20 protein-coding genes are annotated in these 20,976 nt (G+C 64.1%); 9 read left to right on the top strand and 11 right to left on the bottom strand.

What is annotated here, in order from left to right; genetic code table 11:
- The first annotated feature begins 156 nt into the window (after positions 1–156).
- The 4 genes from purE to ACE1EY_RS06590 are packed head-to-tail and all read left to right on the top strand — an operon-like array spanning position 157 to position 5,083.
- Entirely contained in the window at positions 157–627 is a 471-nt protein-coding gene (purE, locus tag ACE1EY_RS06605; protein ID WP_291514492.1) for a 5-(carboxyamino)imidazole ribonucleotide mutase, read from the top strand.
- On the top strand, positions 624–1,706 hold the full coding sequence (locus ACE1EY_RS06600; protein ID WP_291514482.1) for a 5-(carboxyamino)imidazole ribonucleotide synthase: 1,083 nt from the start codon (positions 624–626) through the stop codon (positions 1,704–1,706). The genes purE and ACE1EY_RS06600 overlap by 4 nt, the downstream gene beginning before the upstream one ends.
- A 43-nt stretch (positions 1,707–1,749) precedes the next feature.
- On the top strand, positions 1,750–3,822 hold the full coding sequence (locus ACE1EY_RS06595; RefSeq protein WP_291514483.1) for a PAS domain-containing sensor histidine kinase: 2,073 nt from the start codon (positions 1,750–1,752) through the stop codon (positions 3,820–3,822).
- A 46-nt stretch (positions 3,823–3,868) separates the two neighbouring features.
- Positions 3,869–5,083: a threonine ammonia-lyase gene (locus ACE1EY_RS06590; RefSeq protein ID WP_291514484.1), complete on the top strand. Its 1,215-nt coding sequence runs from the start codon at positions 3,869–3,871 to the stop codon at positions 5,081–5,083.
- Positions 5,084–5,139: 56 nt separating this feature from the next.
- Here ACE1EY_RS06590 and ACE1EY_RS06585 read toward each other — a convergent pair whose 3' ends face one another.
- Positions 5,140–6,216: a transporter gene (locus ACE1EY_RS06585; protein ID WP_291514485.1), complete on the bottom strand. Its 1,077-nt coding sequence runs from the start codon at positions 6,214–6,216 to the stop codon at positions 5,140–5,142.
- Between the two features lie 525 nt (positions 6,217–6,741).
- Between ACE1EY_RS06585 and ACE1EY_RS06580 the strand changes: the two genes are divergently transcribed.
- Both ACE1EY_RS06580 and ACE1EY_RS06575 read left to right on the top strand, forming a co-directional pair.
- Positions 6,742–8,094, top strand: a complete 1,353-nt coding sequence (locus ACE1EY_RS06580) for a cytochrome ubiquinol oxidase subunit I (protein WP_291514486.1) — start codon at positions 6,742–6,744, stop codon at positions 8,092–8,094.
- Complete coding sequence (locus tag ACE1EY_RS06575) at positions 8,091–9,080, top strand: cytochrome d ubiquinol oxidase subunit II (protein WP_291514487.1); 990 nt, start codon at positions 8,091–8,093, stop codon at positions 9,078–9,080. The genes ACE1EY_RS06580 and ACE1EY_RS06575 overlap by 4 nt, the downstream gene beginning before the upstream one ends.
- 19 nt (positions 9,081–9,099) lie before the next feature.
- On the opposite strand, the gene ACE1EY_RS06570 is transcribed toward ACE1EY_RS06575, so the two are convergent.
- Entirely contained in the window at positions 9,100–9,804 is a 705-nt protein-coding gene (locus ACE1EY_RS06570) for a hypothetical protein (RefSeq protein WP_291514488.1), read from the bottom strand.
- Positions 9,805–9,974: 170 nt separating this feature from the next.
- Between ACE1EY_RS06570 and rarD the strand changes: the two genes are divergently transcribed.
- Entirely contained in the window at positions 9,975–10,928 is a 954-nt protein-coding gene (gene rarD / locus ACE1EY_RS06565) for an EamA family transporter RarD (RefSeq protein ID WP_291514489.1), read from the top strand.
- 24 nt (positions 10,929–10,952) lie between these two features.
- Here the strand turns inward: rarD and ACE1EY_RS06560 are convergent, their stop codons facing one another.
- From ACE1EY_RS06560 to ACE1EY_RS06540, 5 genes are all read right to left on the bottom strand, one after another.
- The gene (locus ACE1EY_RS06560) at positions 10,953–12,227 is read right to left on the bottom strand and encodes an MFS transporter (protein ID WP_291514490.1); all 1,275 of its coding nucleotides are present in this window, start codon (positions 12,225–12,227) and stop codon (positions 10,953–10,955) included.
- A 143-nt stretch (positions 12,228–12,370) separates the two neighbouring features.
- The gene (locus ACE1EY_RS06555) at positions 12,371–13,063 is read right to left on the bottom strand and encodes a hypothetical protein (protein ID WP_370299749.1); all 693 of its coding nucleotides are present in this window, start codon (positions 13,061–13,063) and stop codon (positions 12,371–12,373) included.
- A gap of 14 nt (positions 13,064–13,077) precedes the next feature.
- Positions 13,078–14,124: an OmpA family protein gene (locus ACE1EY_RS06550; protein ID WP_370299748.1), complete on the bottom strand. Its 1,047-nt coding sequence runs from the start codon at positions 14,122–14,124 to the stop codon at positions 13,078–13,080.
- 152 nt (positions 14,125–14,276) lie between these two features.
- Positions 14,277–15,143: a hypothetical protein gene (locus ACE1EY_RS06545; RefSeq protein ID WP_370299747.1), complete on the bottom strand. Its 867-nt coding sequence runs from the start codon at positions 15,141–15,143 to the stop codon at positions 14,277–14,279.
- An 81-nt stretch (positions 15,144–15,224) separates the two neighbouring features.
- On the bottom strand, positions 15,225–15,854 hold the full coding sequence (locus ACE1EY_RS06540; RefSeq protein WP_291514494.1) for a glutathione S-transferase family protein: 630 nt from the start codon (positions 15,852–15,854) through the stop codon (positions 15,225–15,227).
- 55 nt (positions 15,855–15,909) lie between these two features.
- On the opposite strand from ACE1EY_RS06540, the gene ACE1EY_RS06535 reads away from it, so the two are divergent.
- Positions 15,910–16,557 (top strand): hypothetical protein, encoded by a 648-nt coding sequence (locus ACE1EY_RS06535; protein WP_291514495.1) that lies wholly within the window; start codon positions 15,910–15,912, stop codon positions 16,555–16,557.
- Between the two features lie 11 nt (positions 16,558–16,568).
- Here the strand turns inward: ACE1EY_RS06535 and waaA are convergent, their stop codons facing one another.
- Entirely contained in the window at positions 16,569–17,879 is a 1,311-nt protein-coding gene (gene waaA, locus ACE1EY_RS06530) for a lipid IV(A) 3-deoxy-D-manno-octulosonic acid transferase (protein WP_370299746.1), read from the bottom strand.
- Entirely contained in the window at positions 17,876–18,607 is a 732-nt protein-coding gene (locus ACE1EY_RS06525; protein WP_370299745.1) for a 3-deoxy-D-manno-octulosonic acid kinase, read from the bottom strand. Before ACE1EY_RS06525 ends, waaA begins: the two co-directional genes overlap by 4 nt.
- A gap of 131 nt (positions 18,608–18,738) precedes the next feature.
- Between ACE1EY_RS06525 and ACE1EY_RS06520 the strand changes: the two genes are divergently transcribed.
- A complete protein-coding gene (locus ACE1EY_RS06520; RefSeq protein WP_291514498.1) occupies positions 18,739–19,641 on the top strand; it encodes a hypothetical protein in 903 nt (300 codons plus the stop codon).
- On the opposite strand, the gene ACE1EY_RS06515 is transcribed toward ACE1EY_RS06520, so the two are convergent.
- Positions 19,635–20,282 (bottom strand): energy transducer TonB, encoded by a 648-nt coding sequence (locus tag ACE1EY_RS06515; protein WP_291514499.1) that lies wholly within the window; start codon positions 20,280–20,282, stop codon positions 19,635–19,637. The genes ACE1EY_RS06520 and ACE1EY_RS06515 overlap by 7 nt on opposite strands.
- Positions 20,266–20,877, bottom strand: a complete 612-nt coding sequence (locus ACE1EY_RS06510; protein WP_291514500.1) for a MotA/TolQ/ExbB proton channel family protein — start codon at positions 20,875–20,877, stop codon at positions 20,266–20,268. Before ACE1EY_RS06510 ends, ACE1EY_RS06515 begins: the two co-directional genes overlap by 17 nt.
- Between the last annotated feature and the right edge of the window lie 99 nt (positions 20,878–20,976).

Here is a 20,976-nt window from a genome sequence, read left to right as displayed (position 1 = left end):
TATCACGCATGCCATAATATGGCGCTTTCCCTCGGGGGATAAGCCGGTTGATTGTTATGCACTGTGCCGCCACGTGGCGCGCAGGCATTGGCCGGTTTTAACCCCAACAATGGCGAGAGCAATTTGGTGAGTGAATCCCCTGTCGTCGGCGTCATCATGGGCTCCCGTTCAGATTGGGACACCATGCAACATGCCGTGGAAAAACTGGAATCCCTCGGAGTGAGCCACGAGGTTCGCGTGGTTTCGGCGCATCGCACGCCGGATTTGCTGTTCGAATATGCTGAAACTGCTCATGCCCGTGGTCTGCTGGCGATCATCGCCGGCGCCGGCGGCGCCGCGCATCTGCCCGGCATGGTCGCGGCCAAGACGACGGTTCCGGTCCTCGGTGTGCCGGTACAGTCGCGTGCGCTCAACGGGATGGATTCGCTTCTATCCATTGCCCAGATGCCCGCCGGCGTGCCGGTCGGTACCCTGGCGATTGGACGCGCGGGGGCGGTCAATGCCGGTCTCCTGGCGGCGGCCATCGTCGGCGCGCATCAGCCTGCGGTCCACGCGGCCCTCGAGCAGTTCCGCCAGGCGCAGACCACCCGGGTGCTGGATGATCCAGACCCACGTGTACCGGCATGAAACTGGCGATCTTCGGTGGCGGCCAACTGGGTCGCATGCTCGCCTTGGCGGCCCTGCCGCTGGATGTGCGGTGTCAGTTTCTCGATCCCGCGACTGAGCCCTGTGCGGCGGCGGCAGGCCGTCACATCCGAGGTGACTATCAGGACCCTGCGGCGCTGGAGACATTCGTGCGGGATGTGGACTCCGTCACCTACGAATTTGAGAATGTGCCGGTATCGGCTGTCGAACACGCGGCCCGGCTGGTTCCCTCTGCCCCCGGAGCAACGTCCCTGGCGTGCGCGCAGGATCGCGCGCATGAAAAACAGCTGTTCGAAGATCTGGATATCGCGGTTGCGCCCTGGGTCGAGGTCGATTCGATCGGTGCGTTGCGGCAGGCCGCCGCCACCGTCGGGCTGCCCGCCGTGCTCAAGACCCGGCGATTCGGTTATGACGGCAAGGGGCAGGTCGTTATTCGGTCCCAGGACGAGCTGGCCGCGGCCTGGTCTGCGGTCGGTGAACAACCCTGCGTGCTGGAGGCCTTTGTGTCGTTCGAGCGCGAAGTCTCGATGATCGCCGTGCGTAGCCGCGGCGACGAGATTCGCTGCTATCCACTCACCGAGAATGTTCACCACGACGGCATTCTGCGTCGGTCCACGCCACTGGAAGGCGACGCGCTGCAAGCGACCGCAGAAGCCGCTCTGGCCCGTGTGATGCGCGCACTGGATCATGTCGGCGTGATGGCGTTTGAATTCTTTGTCGCTGATGGTCGTCTACTGGCAAACGAGATCGCACCACGTGTCCATAACTCGGGCCACTGGACCATTGACGGCGCGCAATGCAGTCAGTTCGAGAACCATGTGCGCGCGGTGCTGGGTTTGCCATTAGGTGACACGACCTTGATCCAGCCTTGTGTGATGGTCAACGCCATCGGCGAAATGCCGCGCACAGTGGACCTGGCGGCGATTCCGGGGCTGCGCATCCACGCTTATGGCAAGTCGGCTCGCCCTGGCCGCAAGGTTGGTCATGTGACGGTGCTGGCCCGTACAGCGCCGGAACTCAGGCGGCGATTCGCTATGCTCAGTCCTTTGATCGACGCATGACCTGCCCGAGGTAAGGCGTCGACATTCGGGAGGGGCTCCACCGATGATGTCGTCCACCGGGTCCGTGTCCGACTCGCCGCAACGACCGCAGGAGACACAGCGCTGGACGGTGATTGTGTCCTCGTTCGGGCTCACCGTGCTCAGCGGTCTTCTCGCGCTCACGATCTCCCGTCTGCCTCATCACGCCTGGGTCGAGTACGCGGCGACCGGCGTTACGGCGCTCTTCTGTCTGCTGCCTGGCCTGGTGTGCCTGTCACGGCCAATGCTCACGGCTGCTTGTGGCAACGTGCTCGCCGGGGTCGTGGCCTTGGGTCTGCTGGCCAGAGTCGCCAGCGTAATGCACGGCCCGGTGTTTGCCGACCCGTCGACCAGCGTCTTCATGCCCATTTTCGGGTTTGTTCCGCTGCTGTTCATGCTGGTGACGCTGCTGGCAACGGCGCGGGTTGCGTTGGTCATGAATCTGATCGTTTGGCTCGCCGTGCTGGGTATCACCCTGCCTCCGATGTGGGGCGACCTGCACGGGCCTGATAATGCAATTCGCGGCCAGTTTCAGCTCACGTATTTTCTGTTGCTGGGGCTGCCGCTCACGCTGCTCATGCTCTTGTTGCTGGTCCGGGCACGCAGCAATTTACTGCGCGAACAACAACTGATCCGGGAGCTGGCGACGACGCGAGCATCGTTGGCGCGGGCGATCCAGGGTTCAGGCGTCGGATTGTGGCAACGTGAACAGGGTAGCGATGGCGCGATGTGGTGGTCTGACCGCATGTTCGACATGCTGGGTCTGGCCCCTGCCGACCACGCGCCGAGCTCGACCTTGCTTCGCGACCTGGCACATGCCGACGATCAGGCCGTGTTCGAAGTGCTCGAGGCCAGCAACAGCCAGGTGTCCTTCGACCACGCCGTGCGGCTCCGGCAGCCGGATGGCCAGTGCCGGTGGTTCGCGTTCAAGGGCGAGGCAGTGGCGGCCACGGATGGTGGAGTGCGTCTGGCTGGGGCGTTACTTGATATCGATGAGCGCAAGCGCGCCGAACTGGCACTGCACGAGGCGAGGCAGCTACTCGATAACATCATCCGCCACTCGCCATCCGTCATTTATGCCAAGGACCGCGAGGCACGCTATCTACTGGTGAACAGGGCCTGGTGCCGGATGCTCGGCGTCGAACAACCCGAACTCGCGCTTGGGAAGACCGATGACGCCTTCCTGGAGCCAGAGCAGGCAGCGCATTACCAGGCCGAAGATCGGCAGGTGATGACGGCCGGGCAGGCGTTGAACCAGCAGGAGACCGTCGTCATTGACGGAGTGGCGCGCACGGTTTTGAGCACTAAGTTTCCGCTACGTGACATCGGTGGACAGGTCAGCGGCGTCGCGGGTGTGGCCACGGATATTTCGGAGCTGCAGGTGGCCAAAGAGCGCGCAGATGCGCTCAATGTGGAGTTGGAACGCTTCGTATACATCGTCTCGCATGACCTGAGCGCGCCTCTGCGGGCTGCGCGTGGCTTTCACGAGTTGTTCCTGGAATGTTTCGGTGACCAGTTGCCCGACGGCAGCGACTTTTATCTGGATCAGATCCAGACTGCGATAGACACGATGGGCCGCATGCTGGGGGCCATGCTTGATCTGTCACGAGCGACGCGGAACGCTGGACCTTGGCAGCGTATCGACATGCAAGACCTGCTTGCAATCGTGTTCGCGGAGCTAGAGGACGAGTTCGCGCTCGGGCCCGTTTACCTGTGTGTCGGCGCATTGCCACCCCTCGTCGGAGAGCCCAAGCAGTTGGCGCGAGCCCTGCAATGTGTGGTCCACAACGCACTCAAGTTCCGCCGACCCGACGGTCCGGTTCGTATCGAGTTGGCGGGTGAACTGACGCCCGCTGGCAACCGGGTGCAGTATCAGCTGCGTGACAACGGTATCGGCTTCAAGCCGGATCACGTCGAGCGGATGTTTCGGGTCTACCAGCGGCTCAATCCCGATAGTCGTTATCCCGGGCTGGGCATGGGCCTGGCGATCGCTGAAAAGATCATCCGTGCACACAATGGCAGCATCAGCGCGCAAGGCGAGTTGGGCCAGGGCGCGTGTTTCACAATCGAGTTGCCACAGCCGGCGGACGCTGGTTGAACGGGTATACACTGCGCCGCTGTTTTTTTACGGGTTGCACGACGCCATGATCTGTTTCGACGATATCCGGGCGGCTGCCAATACTTTGGCAGGGCAGGTCACGCGAACCGCGTTGCAACGATCTCGCGTGCTGTCGAAGATGACGGGCGCCGAGGTTTATCTGAAGTTCGAGACCTTCCAGTTTACGGCTTCGTTCAAAGAACGCGGTGCGTTGAACAAGCTCGCGTCGCTGAGCGAGGCGGAACGGCAGGTCGGAGTGGTGGCCATGTCGGCTGGCAACCATGCGCAGGCCGTGGCCTACCACGCCCGCCGGTTGGGCATCGACAGCACCATCGTCATGCCCGTGAACACACCCTTCACCAAGATCAGAAACACCCGTGATCTCGGCGCCACCGTGGTGTTGCATGGCGAGAACCTCGCCGAGGCGCAGGGCAAGATGGAAGAGCTAGTGGCCGAAGGCCGTACCCTCGTTCATCCCTACGACGATCCCCTCGTGATGGCCGGCCAGGGCACGGTGGCGCTGGAAATGCTGGAAGACCAGCCCGATCTCGACACGCTGGTCGTGCCTATCGGTGGTGGCGGCTTGATGAGTGGTTGCGCGGTGGCCGCCAAGGCGATGAAGCCAGATATCCGCATGATCGGCGTTGAATCCGAAGGTTACTGTTCGGCCTGGGCGGCGATCTCCGGGCAACCCGACCTGCCCAAGGGCGGGCAGACGATCGCCGAGGGGATTGCCGTCAAGAATGTAGGCCATCAGACCCTGGACGTGATACGCCAATGGGTCGACGAGTTCGCCCAGGTGCCAGAAACGGCCATCGAGCGCGCCGTCGGCCTGATCGTGAACGTCGAAAAAGTGATCGTCGAAGGTGCCGGCGCGGCCGGGCTGGCGGCGATGCTGACCGAACCGGAGCGCTATCGCGGGCGCAAGGTCGGATTGGTCCTCTGCGGGGCGAATATCGACACGCGGTTGCTGGCCTCGGTGCTCACGCGCCAGCTCGTGCTGGAATCGCGGCTGGTGCATTTGCAGGTTGCCATCCAGGACAGTCCGGGCTTTCTGGGTCGCGTAGCCGCCGCGATTGGCCAGGCTGGTGGCAATATCGTCCAGGTGCATCACCAGCGATTGCAGGTCATCCACCACCCGAAAGATGCCGTGCTCGACGCCTTGGTCGAGGCACAGGACGAAGCCCATGCCCAGCGCATCATCGAAGCGCTGGAACAGGCCGGTTTCAAGGTCGCTCGCGGGGTGAGCGGCATCGAGTAGCCGACGAACTCAGAGTCCGGCGACAGGCTTGCGCCTGGCGCCGGAACTGTTCGCCGTTACCAGCTCAGTTGGTATCCCAGTACCAGACGAGCATCGCGCTCAAGCTGCGGCCCGTTCAAGTCTTGCCACACCGTGTAGCCGTACTCGGCCGCGAGGCGATGGCCGGAAGCCCGGCGCGGCTGCCAATTCGCGCCCGCCAGCACGGTCAGGCGTTCTCCACCCTGTCGCCAAGGATCCGCGGTCTGCACCGGTGCAACGATGTTGGCATCGATGCCGGCGATGTCATCTTCGGTTTCGGCCGACAAACGCAGCGACACGGAGACCGACGGTGACACCAGCCGCGCTGCCCAGCTATTGAGCTGATGCAGGTCTCCGCGTGAGTAGCCTTCGTCGTTTTCGTCCAGGTAGATCGTGCCGGCGTACTGCAGGCCCCAACTCCATCGGTCGTGCCGTCGAACGTAGGTGGCACCTGGCTTGATGGCCCATGAGCCCGATCCGATTTGCATCGGGTAGGGCAGCCGCAATGTCGGCCGCATGCCGTTGGGGGCCAGTACGGTCGCCGTCGCGTCGTTTTCCCCGGTGGGCGCGACGAGCGCGAACGAGGTATGCAGCCGCTCGTTGGATGAGTTGACGATGGACGCCAGCGCCGCAAGCGACATGTCACCCACACCGTCATTAACCGTGGTGAAGCGGCCTAGCCTGGCTGTTCCCATTCCACCCGAATAGGTGATGTGGTCCATGTGCAACCGTACCCAGGGCACCATGGCCATGAGCGTCAGCGCATCCGTCGGCGCCCACATGGCGCCGAGCATGTGCATCTGCATCACCATGTCGACGGGCACAACGCGCAACGTCGGGGGCTGGCCCGGCAGGCCGGAAAAGCGGTTTGGCACCTGGGTTGCGATCGTGTCTGGAGACAGGCGATCGGTGCCGGCAAGATTGCCGGACATCCCCATCACGCTGTAGCGGTAGGACAGCATTACCTCGCCTCGGCGATGGGTGTGATCGGCCATCACCCCGATAGGGGCGTGGTCGTCGGGGCGGGGCGGGGATGCCGCGTCATGAGCCACAGCGCACAAGGGTGCTGCAAGCGCCAGCGCGAGCAGCGCCGGCCAAGAGTTCAAAGCAAACATGTCAGAGTCCTGAATCAACTGGTCTGAGCCCGTGCGCACAGAGCGTGTGGCGCAGGCACGTGAATCGATGGGTCAGGCTCGGAACGGCGGACCTCTGGCCGATTGCGGTCGCGCTCGCTGCCGGGATCCGCCCAGGGCGGGTTCACCCGCAGGCCAGCAGGCTCGTATGACGGGTTGGATTGGTCCTGTCGCCGTGGCAGGCAGGGCCAGCGCCGCTGCCTGTGCACAGAGTGGACAGTGGGTTAGACCGGATTCGGCATCACCGGCGGGCGCGAACGCGAGCGAGCAGAGAACTTGCTGGACTTGCTGCAGCAGCGCCGCGTCGCCTTGCGCGCTGGTGGCCGGCAGGCCGGCCGCGACCGATTGCCAGCACAGTAACCAGATCAACGCCACCGACACGCGCAGCGCGCCGGCGCGCACCGGTCTTGGGGAGTCTGCGGAGTGGCGGGTCTGGCGCATTTGGCCGCGAGTCTAGCACCTGACTGCCGGGCGTTCGCTGCGCCGCAACATGTTACGATGCGGTCCATGGAGCTGACCGCGTTACTGCTCTCGCGTATCCAGTTTGCCCTGACGATCGGGTTCCATATCCTGTTCCCGACGTTGACCATTGGTCTGGCCTTGCTGCTGTTCGCACACGAGGCCTTGTGGTTGGCGACGCGTCGAGCAATCTACCTCCAGTCCTGCCGGTTCTGGTCGCGAATTTTCGCGGTGAACTTCGGCATGGGGGTGGTCTCCGGCATCGTGTTGTCCTACGAGATCGGAACCAACTTCGCCGGGTTCTCCGAAGCCACCGGCAATGTGCTGGGGCCGCTGTTTTCCTATGAGGTTCTGACTGCATTCTTCCTGGAGGCAGGCTTCCTCGGGATCATGCTGTTTGGCTGGAAACGTGTGCCGGGTTGGCTGCATATCATGGCCACCGGCATGGTGGCGATTGGCACCCTGATTTCGGCGTTCTGGATTCTGGCGGCCAATTCCTGGATGCACACGCCGGCCGGGTTTGAGGTGCGCGATGGCGTGTTCTACGCGACCGACTGGTGGGCGGTGGTGTTCAACCCGTCGTTTCCCTATCGCTACACTCACATGGTTCTGGCCAGCCTGCTGACAACGGCCTTCGTCGCCGCCGGGGTCGGCGCCTGGTATGTGTTGCGTGACCGCCATGCCGAGTTCGGCCGCATGACCTTGCGGCTGGCGGTGATCACCGCCGCGGTGCTCGCGCCCTTGCAGCTGGTCGCCGGCGACTTTCATGGGCTCAATACCCTCAAGCATCAGCCGATGAAGGTCGCGGCAATGGAAGGTCACTGGCATACAGAAACCGGCGTGCCGCTGCTGCTGTTCGCGATTCCCGACCAGGCTGCCGAGAAGAATCACTTCGAGATCGGCATCCCCAAGATCGCCAGCCTGATTCTCACGCATGAACTCGACGGTGAGCTCAAAGGCCTGACCGAGGTGCCGCCCGAGGATCGACCGCCGGTCGCCCCGGTGTTTTTTTCGTTCCGTGTAATGGTCGGTATCGGCATGCTGTTCATCGCGCTGGCTGCCACCGGACTGGTCTTGCTGCTGCTCGGCCGCTTGTTTGCTTATCCGCTCTACCTCAAGGCCTTGATCGCCGCGAGCCCGCTAGGTTTCTTCGCAGTGATTGCCGGCTGGGTGACCACCGAAATCGGGCGCCAGCCCTGGGTTGTCGCCGGCCTGATGCGAACGGCAGATTCCGGTTCGGCCACCGTGCAGACGAGTGAAGTCGCCACCAGTCTCGCCCTGTTCTCGGTCGTCTATCTGCTGCTGCTGCTCGTGTTCATCGGCGTCATACTGGGGCTGATCCGCAAAGGGCCGACCACCGGGCCGGAGCCCGAGCAACAACCCAGGTTTGCGACCGCATGACCGAATTGCTGCCACTGCTACTCGCCGGGGCGATCGCGTTCGGTGTGACGATGTACGTGCTGCTTGATGGCTTCGATCTGGGTGTGGGCATTCTGTTTCCGTTCGCCGATACCGAGGACGACCGCGACCGGATGATGAACTCGCTGGCGCCGATCTGGGATGGCAACGAGACCTGGCTGGTGCTGGGTGGAGCAGTGTTGTTCGGAGCGTTCCCCAAAGCCTTCGGCATTCTCACGGCCGCGTTTTATCTGCCGATCATGCTGATGCTGATAGCCCTCGTCTTCCGTGGGGTGGCGTTCGAGTATCGGTTCAAGTTTCGGAGTCGGTGGCCATGGAATCTGGCCTTTTGCGCAGGCTCGATGGTGGCCGCGTTCGCGCAGGGCGTGATTCTTGGCGCCTATGTTCGGGGCGCCAGCGGCGTGGACCATCAGTTCCACTGGTTCGGTGTCTTTCCACTGTTCACCGGTGTGGCCGTCGTGATCGCCTATGCATTGCTCGGGGCCGCCTGGCTAAACATGAAGACCGATGGGCCGCTGGCGATCCTCATGCGACGGCGGGCTCGCATGCTGTTGGTGGCAAGCCTTGGTTGCATCGCGGTCGTCAGTGTCTGGACTCCGCTGCTGGAGCCGGCCATCGCTGCCCGCTGGTTCAGTTTGCCGAACCTGTTCGTGCTTGCCCCGATCCCCGTGGCGACGGCGGTTACCGGGTGGCTGGTTTGGTACGGCCTGCGCGATGACAGCCATGATGCGATGGCGTTTGTCGCTAGCGTTGTGCTGTTTCTGATCACCCTCGGTGGCCTGGCGATCAGTCTATGGCCCTGGATCGTCCCGCGATCACTGACGATCTGGCAGGCCGCTTCTCCGCCTGAATCGCAGATCTTTCTGGGCGTCGGACTGGCGGCGATTCTGCCGTTTGTATTGGCTTACACGGCACACAACTACTGGGTGTTTCGCGGCAAGGTGCCGACGGGCTCCGGGTATCACTGACCCCGCGGCGACCGGCATGTCAGGGGATCAGGCGCTCCGTGTCCGGCAGCGCATGTCCGCCGCGACCGCAGGCGAACAATCCGTGAAACACGTGTACCAGCGCTGGTTTCAGACGAGCGATGTCGCAGACACGACGGCGACGGGCGACGCCCAGCACCATGCGTGAGATGCCGTGCGTGCCGAGCTCGAATATCTCCATCGGCAGCTGCGGCTGATCGGGATCTTCATGTCGGCGTAGTTCGTACAGGCGGCGGTTCAGCCGTGACAAATGGTTCAAGGCCTGTAGGTGCGCCATGCGTGCGACCGGGCCGGCGTTCTCGATCTCACCGAGCAGCGCGATCGCGGAGTCGTGACTGGCGGCGAAGAAACTCAGCATGGTATCCGTGACCACCTCCACGCGTCGTGCCCAGGTGGTGCTTGCCGGCAGGGCTTGTTGCGCCTCGCGCATCGCAGCCACAAGGGCGAAGTGCGAGAGTTCGTAGGCGTGCACGAAGCAGCCTTCAAGGCTTGCAAAACGTTCACAGAACGCCGCGGGCTCGACGCCGGCGCGTTGGCTGATGCGCTCCGCGGACATGCCGCGAAAACCGTGACTGGCCGCAATGCGGATCATTGCGACCATGCAGTCGGTTTCAACCGGGTCTTTCGAGGCGAGATTCTGCCGCAGAAATGCGTCGTCGTGACCTGGTTCGGCGTTCGGCCGTTCGGTCATGTCAGCGGGTGACATCGGTGTACTTGCCTCCTGATTCGCATCTTCAGCACGGTTGGTACGGTCGCAACCGAGATGATGCGAACCCCGTCGCTGAGCTTGCCTGCCTTCTTTATGTACGCGCAAGTACCTAAGGCAAGTCGCGGCACCAGGATGCTAGAGTCGCGCCCCCGTTCTGGAGTCCAGGCATGAATCAAGGTCTGCTGGCTGGCATTGGTGCGTTCCTGATCTGGGGCGTTTTTCCGATCTACTGGAAATCGCTGGGGCCAGTGCCCGCTTTGGAAATCGTGGCCCATCGGCTGTCCTGGTGTTGTCTTTGGGTCGTCGGGTTTCTGCTGCTGACGCGGGGCACACGCTGGATTTCCCAGCTGCTCGCCAGGCCCAAGGTGCTGCGCAACCTCACCGCGTCATCAGCGCTTATCGGCGGCAACTGGTTTCTCTACATCTGGGCCGTCAATTCAGGGCATATCGTCGAAACCAGCCTGGGCTACTTCATCAATCCACTGGTGAACGTGGTGCTCGGTGTCGTGTTGTTCTCGGAGCGGCTCAATTCGAGGCAATGGACCGCGGTCGCGATCGCGGCGGCGGGCGTGGCGTACATGACGGTGTCGCACGGACGCCTGCCCTGGATCGCTCTGATTCTCGCAGCATCGTTCGGGTTCTACTCGGTGATGCGCAAAATCACGGATGTGGAGTCGGTGCCGGGACTGGCCTGGGAGTCGATGGTGTACTTCCCGCTGGCCTGCGGCTGGTTGATCTGGCTTTGGAGCCAGGGTCAGGGCAGTTTTCTGCGAATTGATGTTCAGACCGATGCCCTGCTGATCATCGCCGGGCTGGTCACCGCGATCCCGCTGATCCTGTTTGCGATCGCCGCCCGGCGAGTGCCGTTGTCGACCATAGGCGTGCTCCAGTACCTGGCGCCCTGCCTGCAGTTGATGTGCGGAACCCTCATTTACGGTGAACCCTTTACGCCGGTCGAGGCGGTGGGCTTCGGCTGCATCTGGGCAGCGCTGGCGATCTACACGGCAGACGGCGTGGGCGCGCAGTGGCGCAAGCGTGCGGCGATTCGAGCCCGGCCAGCCGCCGCGATGACGGCCGAGGCCGCGGACGCGCCGTTGCCTCAGCGCGACGGGCGTGAATAGGTCGGCTGCGGCCGCCGCGGTCCCTTAGCCGCGGGGCACGCCGTCGGGCAGCGTGGACGCGTCGTATGCGGTGTCTTCCTCCTCCTGCGGGGCCAGCTCGAACACGGTGGGTGTCGTGCGCGGGACGCCGACGTAGGCCGCTTTGTCTTCGAACGGTACGGGTGGTCTGCGCCGGATCTCCATCAGCGAGAAACCGCCGTAGATCACGTAAACGCTTCCGGCGAACACGAACAAGGCCTGGGCTCCGGCCCAGTCCATCACAATCGCTCCGACCAGCGGACCGATCATGGCGCCCACACCGTAGAGCAATAGCAGGCCGCCGCTGGTTTCTACATATTCGCCGGGCTCGGCGCGGTCGTGGGCCAGCGCAGCGCTGATGGCGAAAATCGGCATCGACATCGCACCGAACGCGACGGCGGCGGGTAGCAGCGTCCATAGGCTGACCGTGCCGTATACGACGATGACGGCCGATGCGATCACTGCCCCGAAGGCAATGCCGGCGATCACGCGCCGCCGATCGACCAGGTCCGAGATGACACCAAGCGGCCACTGCCCCATGGCGCCGCCGAGAATCACCGCGCTCATAAATGTGGCGACGGCCCCGATCTCGTAGCCGACTTGCTGTATGAACACCGGGCCCAGCGCCCAGAAGGCGCCGTTGGCCGCGCCGCAGCTCAGCGTCCCGGCCGCGGCAACCGGCGAGATGGTCCACAGCTTGCGGATATTGAGCTGCGCCCCCTTGATGGGTTGTGGGGCCACTGCGGTGCTCAGTGCAACCGGCACCAAGGCCAACGAGATCAGAATCGAGACCACGGCGAACAAGGCGAAGCCCAGCGGATCAGCCAGGGTCAGCAGCGCCTGGCCGACCAGCAGTGCCGAGAAATCCACCATCCGGTATACGGCCAGAATGCGACCACGCTTTTCCGACGGTGCACGCTCGTTGATCCAGCTTTCGATGATCATGTTCAAGCCCGCGATGCACAGGCCGGTGATCACGCGCAGCGCCATCCACCAGATGGGATCGACGAACAGGGCATGCCCCAGGGCGGCGGCCGATGCGACTGATGCCAGCGCGGTAAAGGTGCGGATGTGGCCGACATTCTTGACGAACACCGGCGTGAGCTTGCAGCCGGCGATGAAACCGACGAAGAACGAGGACAGCAGCAGGCCGATGGCGGTGAGAGAGAAACCCTCAAGGTTGCCGCGGACGGCGAGCAACGTGTTCTGAAGGCCGTTGCCGGCAAGCAGAATCGCGGCGGCAATCAACAACGCTGCAATTGTGAGCAGGGCTTGGCGCACTGGGGAACAGGCCGGGTGAGATTGGCGACAGGGTATCCAAATTCCGGCGTTCCTGTCGCGTGTTTCAGGCGGCGCATCTGCTGGCTCAGCGCCGGTCGCATCAAGCTCAGGTCGGCGGCTACCGTGAGCCGGTCAGAGCCTGCCTAGCGCGCGGCGGCGCTGCCAGTCTCCACGTACTCGCCACAGCCACCGAATACGTTGACGTTGGAGAGCAGGCTGGCAACGCCGGCGGTGGCATTGAGCTGCACGGCATCAAATGCGGTGGTGGCCGGGGCCGACAAGGCGACCAGTTCGCCGCCGCCCAGCAGTGGTATGCCCAGAGCCGAGAGGTTCAGCAAGGCGGGGTCTTCTATCGACTCCACCTCGACATCATCCAGCATGAAGTCCAGCGATACATTCTGGAGGAGGTCTAGCGCCAGCAATCCGGCTGGAATTTCCAAGGTCGTGCCACCGACGTTGCCGGCCGGGTATGCAACACCATCCGGCGCCTTGATCAGCAGGCTGGCCGTGCCGCCAAGCAGCCCGACCGGGATGCTGAGCGTTGCGAAGTTGTCCGGGTCGTCATCGATGGCGTTGTCCGGATTCTGCACGGCGCAGCCGACGCACAGGCCCGATACGCTGCCCGTGGTCGAGGCGCCGGCCCCACCGATGGGCTGCACGCAGGTCAGCGTGGGGTCGCCGCCGCCGCTTCCACCACCGCCGCCATCGCCACCACCGTCGTCGGCCACGCCACCGGGCGGTACATCACCATCCGCCGTGCAGCCAGCGAACATCGCGCAAGCCGCGATCAATAGCGTGGCCGGTAGCCAGCGCTTGGTCGATTGCTCGGTCGTCATCGGATGCTCCTGACTCAGCGAATTCGAAGTTCGACCCGGCGATTTCGCTCGCGGCCTTCTTCGGTGCTGTTGTCTGCAATCGGCTCGGACTCTCCATAGCCGGCGGCGGTCAGGCGGTTGGCTGCAACGCCTCGCTGGACCAGATAGTCGCGGACGACTCCGGCACGTTCTTCTGACAACGACTGGTTGTAACCCTCAGGGCCCAAGGAGTCTGAGTGACCGGCGATCTCGGCCTGCACGGCGTCGTAGTGCATGACAGTTTTCGCGATGCTGTCGAGAATCGCCTGGGCATTGACGGTGAGTCGCGCCGAGTTGAACTCGAATTTGACGCCGCGTAGCTGCAGGACTTCGCCAATCGCGCAGCCGCATTCGTTCACCTCGGCCGCCGGCGGCGTGTTTTTGCAGAAGTCATACGGATCGGGGATGCCGTCGCCATCGCCATCGGGCAGTGGTGGCGGCTCGACGACCTTCACGTCGGGCGCCGGAGGCGGGACAGGTGGAGGTGGCGGCGGCACAGTTTCGGTGATCGGAATTTCCAGGCCGAAGGCGACACGGACGTCGCCAAAACCATCTTGGAACCAGTCGTAGATATAGCGGGCATCGCCACGCAGCTTGACGTCCCAGCTTCCCAACGGTGCGGAGACCAAGCCGAGGCCCGCGTTGGCGTACGGCTCGGTGGCGTCGAGCGAGTCCGGGGTTACATCATCGTAGATCGCGCCGCCGCCCAGAAACAGAAACGGCGTGAGCCCGCTGCGGTCGTCGAAGCGATAGGCCAGATCCAGGCCCAGCTGATACTGATAGAAATCCGTGAAGCCCTCCACACCGGTTTCCAGGCTGGTCGTGCTGAAAATGCCTTCCAGATAAACCGGGCTGTCCGCATCGAATAGTTGATGCCCGATCAGTACGCTGAAGCCGTAGCCGTAGTCGACATCGCGTTCGTCATCCGCTTCCACGTAGTGGCCGCTGAGTCCGATATGGCGTTCCAGCGGGGCGTCCTGCGCCTGGGCGGCGGTCAGCGATACGGCTGAAAGCAGTGCTGCCGTGAAGACTTCCTTCTGCATGTCGTTCCCTCGACGTCAGTTGAAGCGTTTAACACGAACTTAACGAACTGTATGACGCGACCTTACGCGGTCACTGCGAGGAAAATCCAGTGGCGGGCGGCCAAACTGTGGAAACGTTCACACTTGGCGGCGGGTGACGGGGGCGGCCCTTCTCAGCGCGGGAAGAACGGCTTCAGCGCTTTGTTGGCCCAGGACTGATAGAACACCTCTGGCGTGCGCGGGTCGCCCAAGTTCTTGGTCGATCGCTTGAACCACAGCATGTCGCCGCTGTTGAGGTCGATCAGCGCCACGACGTAGCCGTAGGTGTCTTCGTCGTCCTGGTTAAGAATGCGACCGTCTTCCGACACACCGTCTTGCCCGGTGCCGAGACGCGAGAATGAGTTGGTCCCGAAGCGAGCGCGGGCCGCGGCCCGGTCGTCGACGGCGATGCCAAACACGCGGTAGACCCAGGCGAGTTCGGTCCCCGCATCGCTGCGGATCTGCTCCAGCGTGGTGTCCGGCAACTCCAGCGCCCGCGCGCCGTACTCGGCGCGGCTGTCGCTTAGCGCGCGGCGTTTGACCCGTTCGAGTAGCTGGTAGTAGTGCAGCGACAGCGCCTCATCGCGGTCACCGAGAAAGCTGTCGCGCACCCGCTTGTTCCGGTGGAAGCGCGTTTCGGTGTCCGCGATGCGCACCCGCCGATCGGCGTCCAGCGCCTCCGCTCCGGCGCAAAAACCCGGCAGGATGCCGGCGACGGGCGCGGCTCGATGGCCTTCCATCGCCCGCTGCAGGCCGTCGGCCGCGGCCTTGCCAATCTGGATCGAGGCATCGCGGATCACGATGTCGTCGCGCCCCGGCTGGTCAGAAATGACGCAGCCGTCGCCAATCAGCACGGTGGCTTCGCTGCGGGCGCGCTGCGCAAGCGCATCGAGGTAATCCTCGGGGTCCACTTCGGGACCGGTCGGTGCGGTGACGCAGCCCGAGAGGATCAGGGCCGCGCAGGCGAACAGCTGGGAGCGTGGAAGAGTAACTGGAAGCATCGTCCGACCGAATGGCTGGGTGGGGCGAGGATGGTACGAAAATCCCACTGAGAGCAACAATGCTGTCGAACCGCCGGTGACTCAGCTGGCGGGCGGCTGCCATGGGCGTGACGGCGCCTGCATGGGGCGATGACTCGGCAGACCGCTGAGTCGGTCCAGCCAGATGCCGATGGCGGGGAAAACGGACATGTCGAAGCCGCCTTCGTGGGCCACGTGGGTATACGCGTACAGCGCAATGTCGGCGATGCTCGGCTGATCGCCAACAAACCAGTCCCGATTGGCCAAGTGTCGGTCCATACATGTCAGTGCGCGTTCGCCCTGCGGTCGACGCTCAGCAATCTGGTGCTCGAAGGCGGCCGCCTGGCCGCTCAACGTCACCCAGAACCGGACGGTGGCGATATACGGCTCATGGGAGTATTGCTCCCAGAACATCCACTGCAGGACCTTGGCGCGGGACACGGGATTGGCTGGCCACCAAGCGGTGTTGTCGGCCAGATAGCAGAGCACGGCGTTGGATTCCGCCAGCCGCGTGCCATCGCCCAGCTCCACGGCCGGCAACTTACCCAATGGGTTGATGGCCCGAAACCAGTCCGTTTTTGTTGCGCCCGACAAGACATCCACCTCGCGCCAGTCCAGCGTCACGCCAAGGTGGTGGGCGAGCAGGGCAATCTTGTAGCAGTTGCCCGAACGCGAATCTCCGTACACGATCATGGTTTCGACCATCCTGGGATCGGGGAACTCTATTGTGATTGGGCGATTATGCGGTGTGGCGATTTTGGTGCTGATGGGTGGCTGCGCCAGCACGCCAGATCCGGTGGCCAGGTTCGACACTCGGCTGGCTGGCTACTTCGGGGCGCAGGCGTTGCCCATGGCGAATCACGCCGTATCGTCGCGCGTTGGAGTCGGAGTTGTGCCCACCGAAAGCTCAGGAGCCGTCGCCGAGTCCAATCGGCTCAACATGATCGCGACCGTTCGTGCGGCGCTCGGCGCCGGGACGTCCACGCGTTCGGTTCGGCCGATCGACGACAGCTACCTCAAGGCCGGCCGCGGCATGGACAACCTGCGCCAGACCGGCAAGCTGTTTGGTGTCGACACGCTGATGCTGCTGTCCCTGGACCAGAGGTTCCGGCCGGAGGACTCCGGGGGGTTGGTGCGCATCCGCACGGCGACCGGGTCTCGGGATGTGAATCTGCCCAGCCAAACGGTGCTGACCTATATCGATGTCGTGATGATCGATCTGGCCTCTGGCGAGGCCGGATATACGCGACAAGTGGCGTCGGAACTCGGCGTCGACGCCCGTACCTGGGCCGACCCGCGGCTGCGGCGGCAGGCCGAAACCGATGCCACGGCGAGCGCATTGGAGAAGCTGCGACTGGCGCTGGCGACGGATTTCGCACCGAAGAAAAAGAAGTAACGCCGGTCGGGTTACACAACCTCTATCGCATCCACCGCCGCGACCGCGCGGGTCACGGCCCCCTGATTGCGGCGCACGACCTCGCGAGCCGCTGCACCGGCGGCCCGCGCTGTTTCGGTATTGGTCCAGAGTTTCGTGATCTGCGCAGCTAGCGTTGAGGCGTCATGAATTTCCCAGCCTCCTCCGGCCTCAACCAGGGCATCCCCGGCGGCGCGAAAGCTCTGGCGGTGCGGTCCGAACAGCACCGGCATGCCCAGCGCGGCGGGTTCCAGCACATTGTGTCCACCGATGGGCACCAGGCTGCCGCCGACCAGAGCGATCTGTCCGAGGCCAAACATCGCCATCAGCTCGCCCATGGTGTCGCCGATCAGCACGTCGTAGCTCGCCGGGCCGGACGATTGGCTGCGTGAACGCACCGTCCAGCCTTCCGCCTCGGCTGCCTCGCGAGCGGCGCGAAACCGCTCCGGGTGTCGTGGAACCAGCACCAGCCTGGCCGTCGCAAACCCGTTGCGCAGTGTTCGAAATGCCTCCAGCACCATCGGCCACTCGCCGGGGTGCACGCTGGCCGCGATCAAGGTCGGCGGCGCCGATTGCGGCCAATCCACCGCCTCACGCAGGGTGGTGGTCTTCGCTTGCAGGTCTGGCGGGAGTTCGCGGTCGAACTTGATGTTGCCTGAAGGCCGCACGCGCTCGGCGGGCGCGCCGAGGGCAACGAAGCGCGCGGCATCATCGGGATGCTGGGCAAGAATGCGGGTGATTCGCCCCAGCATCACCCGAGCCAGCCGCGGAACCCGGCTCCAGGCGCGGAATGACCCGGGTGACATCCGCGCATTGACCAGGATTAGCGGAACCCGGCGGCGATGGCAGGCGGCATAGAGATTGGGCCAAAGCTCCGCCTCGATGATGATCGCGCGCTGCGGTTGTTTGCGGGCCAGGAATCGGTCCACCGACGTTGGCAAATCGTAGGGCAGGTAGCAGTGCTCGACGCTGTCGCCAAACAGGTCGCGAATCCGTTCGGAGCCGGTGGGGGTGCCGCAGGTGACGAGTATCGGCGCCGTGCCATAGCGGCCAATGAGCTGCCGAATCAACGGCGCCGCCGCCTCGACTTCTCCGACCGACACCGCGTGCAGCCAGACGGGTGCCGGCATGAGTCCGGGCCTGCACCACCCGAACCGCTCGCCGAAGCGATGCAGATACGCGGGCTGACGCCGTCCACGGCGTAGCAAATTCACCAGGATCAGCGGCACGGCGACGTAGAACAGCGCGGTATACGTCCAGCGTGCCAGCGTCGTGTAGACCTGATCCATACGAGGGCGCGTCACGCCACTGCTGCTCGATAGGCGCCGAGCATGGTCGTCCACCCTTGAGCACTCAGCGCCGCCTGCGGGTTGTTGGCGAGCAACTTGTCGACCGAGCGCCGCAACCGCTTGAGATTGCCGGCCGCCCAATAGCGGCCCGCGCGTATACGTGCGCGGTCCAGGTCGATCAGATGCCAGTGGTCCTGGGCGTCGCATAGCAGGTTGGCGACATTCAGATCCGCATGCCAGACCTGTTCCGCATGGAACTGGCCGACCACGGTACCCACCGCCTGCCAGGCGGTCTCGTCCATGTCGCCGTCGCAAAGCCGGTCACTGAGGGATCGGGCCTTGGGGATGCGGCAGGTGATCAGCGCCCCGGTGTCGGTGAGACCATGGCGCGTCAGACAAGCCGCTACCGGGCGTGGCACGGGGAGGCCCTGTGAAAAAAGCCGCGCGCTGATTCGGAACTCGCGCCATGGGCGGCTGAGCGCATTGGAGTTGTGCCAGTAGTGATCCCGGATCAGCTTGCCGGGCAGTCCGCCGCGACGATAGTGTCGCAAGACCCAAGGCTGGGCAGCCGGTCCGATGAACCAGGCCGAACCCCGTCCGGCATCTACGGCGGTGAGTTCGTCACGCGCGGCCCAGTGTTTCGGCTCGAATAAAGACACCGACGGATCGGGCACCAGGTCCGGGTCATATAAAATGTGGTGATGATGATCCTGATGTCGCGCTTCGCGAATGGGTCCCGACATGTGTTACTCGGCGGCCTCAACTCTCTGAAAATGACTCTGTCCGTGGTTCAACCGAACCGGGGACGGACGCATTGTGCGGCAAACCGGGGCACAGCCCCAGCCCATGCCGAGCAGGCAAGGCGATGAGTCCCATGGCCAATCGCTCGGCGCCCAAGGGGCCGCGTCACTGGATGGACTGGTGCCTTTATGGGTTGATCCGCTTACTGCTGCTGCTGCCGTATCCGGTGCTCATGGCCGCAGGCACGGGCATCGGCCGCCTCTTCCGGCGGCTGTCGGCCTCACGCCGTCATGTCGTCGAAACGAATCTGCGTGTCTGCTTTCCGGACTGGACCCCCGCCCGGCGAGACACTGTTGCACGCGAGCATTTCGCGGCGATGGGCCGCGGCATTATCGAGGCTTCGTTGGCCTGGTGGGCCTCCGACCGCAAGCTCGCCGGGCGAGGCGAGGTGGTCGGCCTGGAACATCTGGACCGAGCGATGGAGCAGGGCGGGGTTATTCTCCTCACCGGGCATTTCACCACCCTGGAACTCGCGGCCCGCTACGTCGCGATGCAGCGACCATTTCACGCGATGTACCGCCCGCTGGACAACAGCTTTTGGGATGTGGTGACGACCCGGGCCCGTGAGATCCGTTCGCAGCGCCCGTCCGTGCCACGGCGCGATCTGCGAGCGCTGATCAAGACCCTGCGCCGCGGCGGAGCCGTCTGGTACGGCCCGGACCAGACACTCAGCCATCGCAACAGCGCATTTGTGCCGTTCTTCGGCGTGCAGACGCTGACGCTAACCGCGACATCGCGACTGGCCGAGATGGGCCGTGCTCGGGTGGTGCCGTTTTATCCTGAACGCCTGCCCGGCCATCGCTATCGCGTGGTGTTCGGACCCGCGCTGGAACAGTTCCCGACCGAGGATGTGCTGGCGGACACAGGGCGTATCACCGCGACACTGGAGGACGCGATCCGCCGCTGCCCCGAGCAATACTTCTGGATGCACCGCCGCTTCAAGAAGCGCCCGAAAGGCGAGCCGCAGATTTACTGACCCGAACCGGCGACAGCGTTCAGGTGATAACCCACCGGCACAGTGATCGCCAGGGCCTGATCCGACAGGCCGGCCGGCACCGGTGGCAGCGGAGAGGCACGGTCCAGCATTTCGACGGCCGCATTATCCAGAATCGCGAACCCGGATGAGCGCGCGACGTAGGCGCCGCGCACGCGGCCATTTGGTTCGATCACGAACGCCAGCTCCACGACGCCTTCCCAGCCGCGGCGCCGGGCACTGTCGGGGTAGTCGCGAAACTGCGCCAGCCATTGCTGAAGTTCGGTGAAGTAGTCCGATGCACCCGCGGAAGCCGCCTTGCGATCAAGCCGGACGGTACTGGGGGGCGCCACCGATTGCGTGGCTCGGCTGGCTGTGCGGCGGCTTGTTGAATCGCTCGGCGCCGAGGAATGGGCGACCGCCGGTGCGGCGTTCGCCGCCGCCGATCGGTCGTCGGGCTCGCTGGCCGCCGGCTGCGGACTGGTCTGGATGCGAAGATCCAGCGTCACGCCCGCCTCTTCGCTGTAGGGCAACTCGATCGACCCGATGCCTGGAGCGATCACGCCTACGTGGGCGATTGTGGCCAGCCCGGCAGCGGCTAGCCAGTGCAGTGGAGCAATGGTCTGCTCAGGCGTCCGGCGCATAGAGCAGCCGGGTGGCGGCGTCGCGCATACGGTGGCTGATGCGTTCGATGCGTCGATCGAACCATTGCAGAATGACCACGGCCGGAATCGCCACGATCAGCCCGGCCGCCGTGGTCAGCAGCGCTTCCCAGATGCCGCCTGACAGCAACGATGGGTCGATGCGCGCGCCAGCCTGCTCGAGTTCGCGAAATGCGCGAATCATGCCGATGACGGTGCCCAGCAAGCCCAGCAACGGGCTGAGATACGCGACCACCTCGAGTGGCCGCAGAAACGCGCGCAGGCCTTCCAATTCTTCGGTGGCGACACGCGTCACCTCGGCGCTGCGTGCCTCCTGGCTGCGGCCGCGAGAATTCATCGCGCATTCGATGACGCGCGCAATGGGGCTGGGGTGGCCGTCCACCATGGCGATGGCCTCGTCATGGCGGCCCCGCGCCCAGAGATTGATCGACGGGTTGACGAACTGCAGGTCGCCGACGCGCAGGCGCATGAACTGCCACATCTTCACGAAGGCAATGGTTAGCGAGAGGATCGACAGCAGGATCAGGACCATGATCACCGGTCCACCCGCATCAATCAGAAACGATAGTCTTTCCACCCCGTTCTCCCACTGCTGGCGCTTGGCTGCTCGGATGACAAGCTGTGCATTGTAGGGCCGCGGCCCTGCTCAACCAATGAGCTTGTTGTTATCATCACG

This window comes from Abyssibacter sp. (genome assembly GCF_964229365.1).
GTDB lineage: Bacteria > Pseudomonadota > Gammaproteobacteria > Nevskiales > OUC007 > Abyssibacter.
Note: the sequence above shows the minus strand (reverse complement) of the source record. Positions and strands in the feature narration are given on the sequence as shown.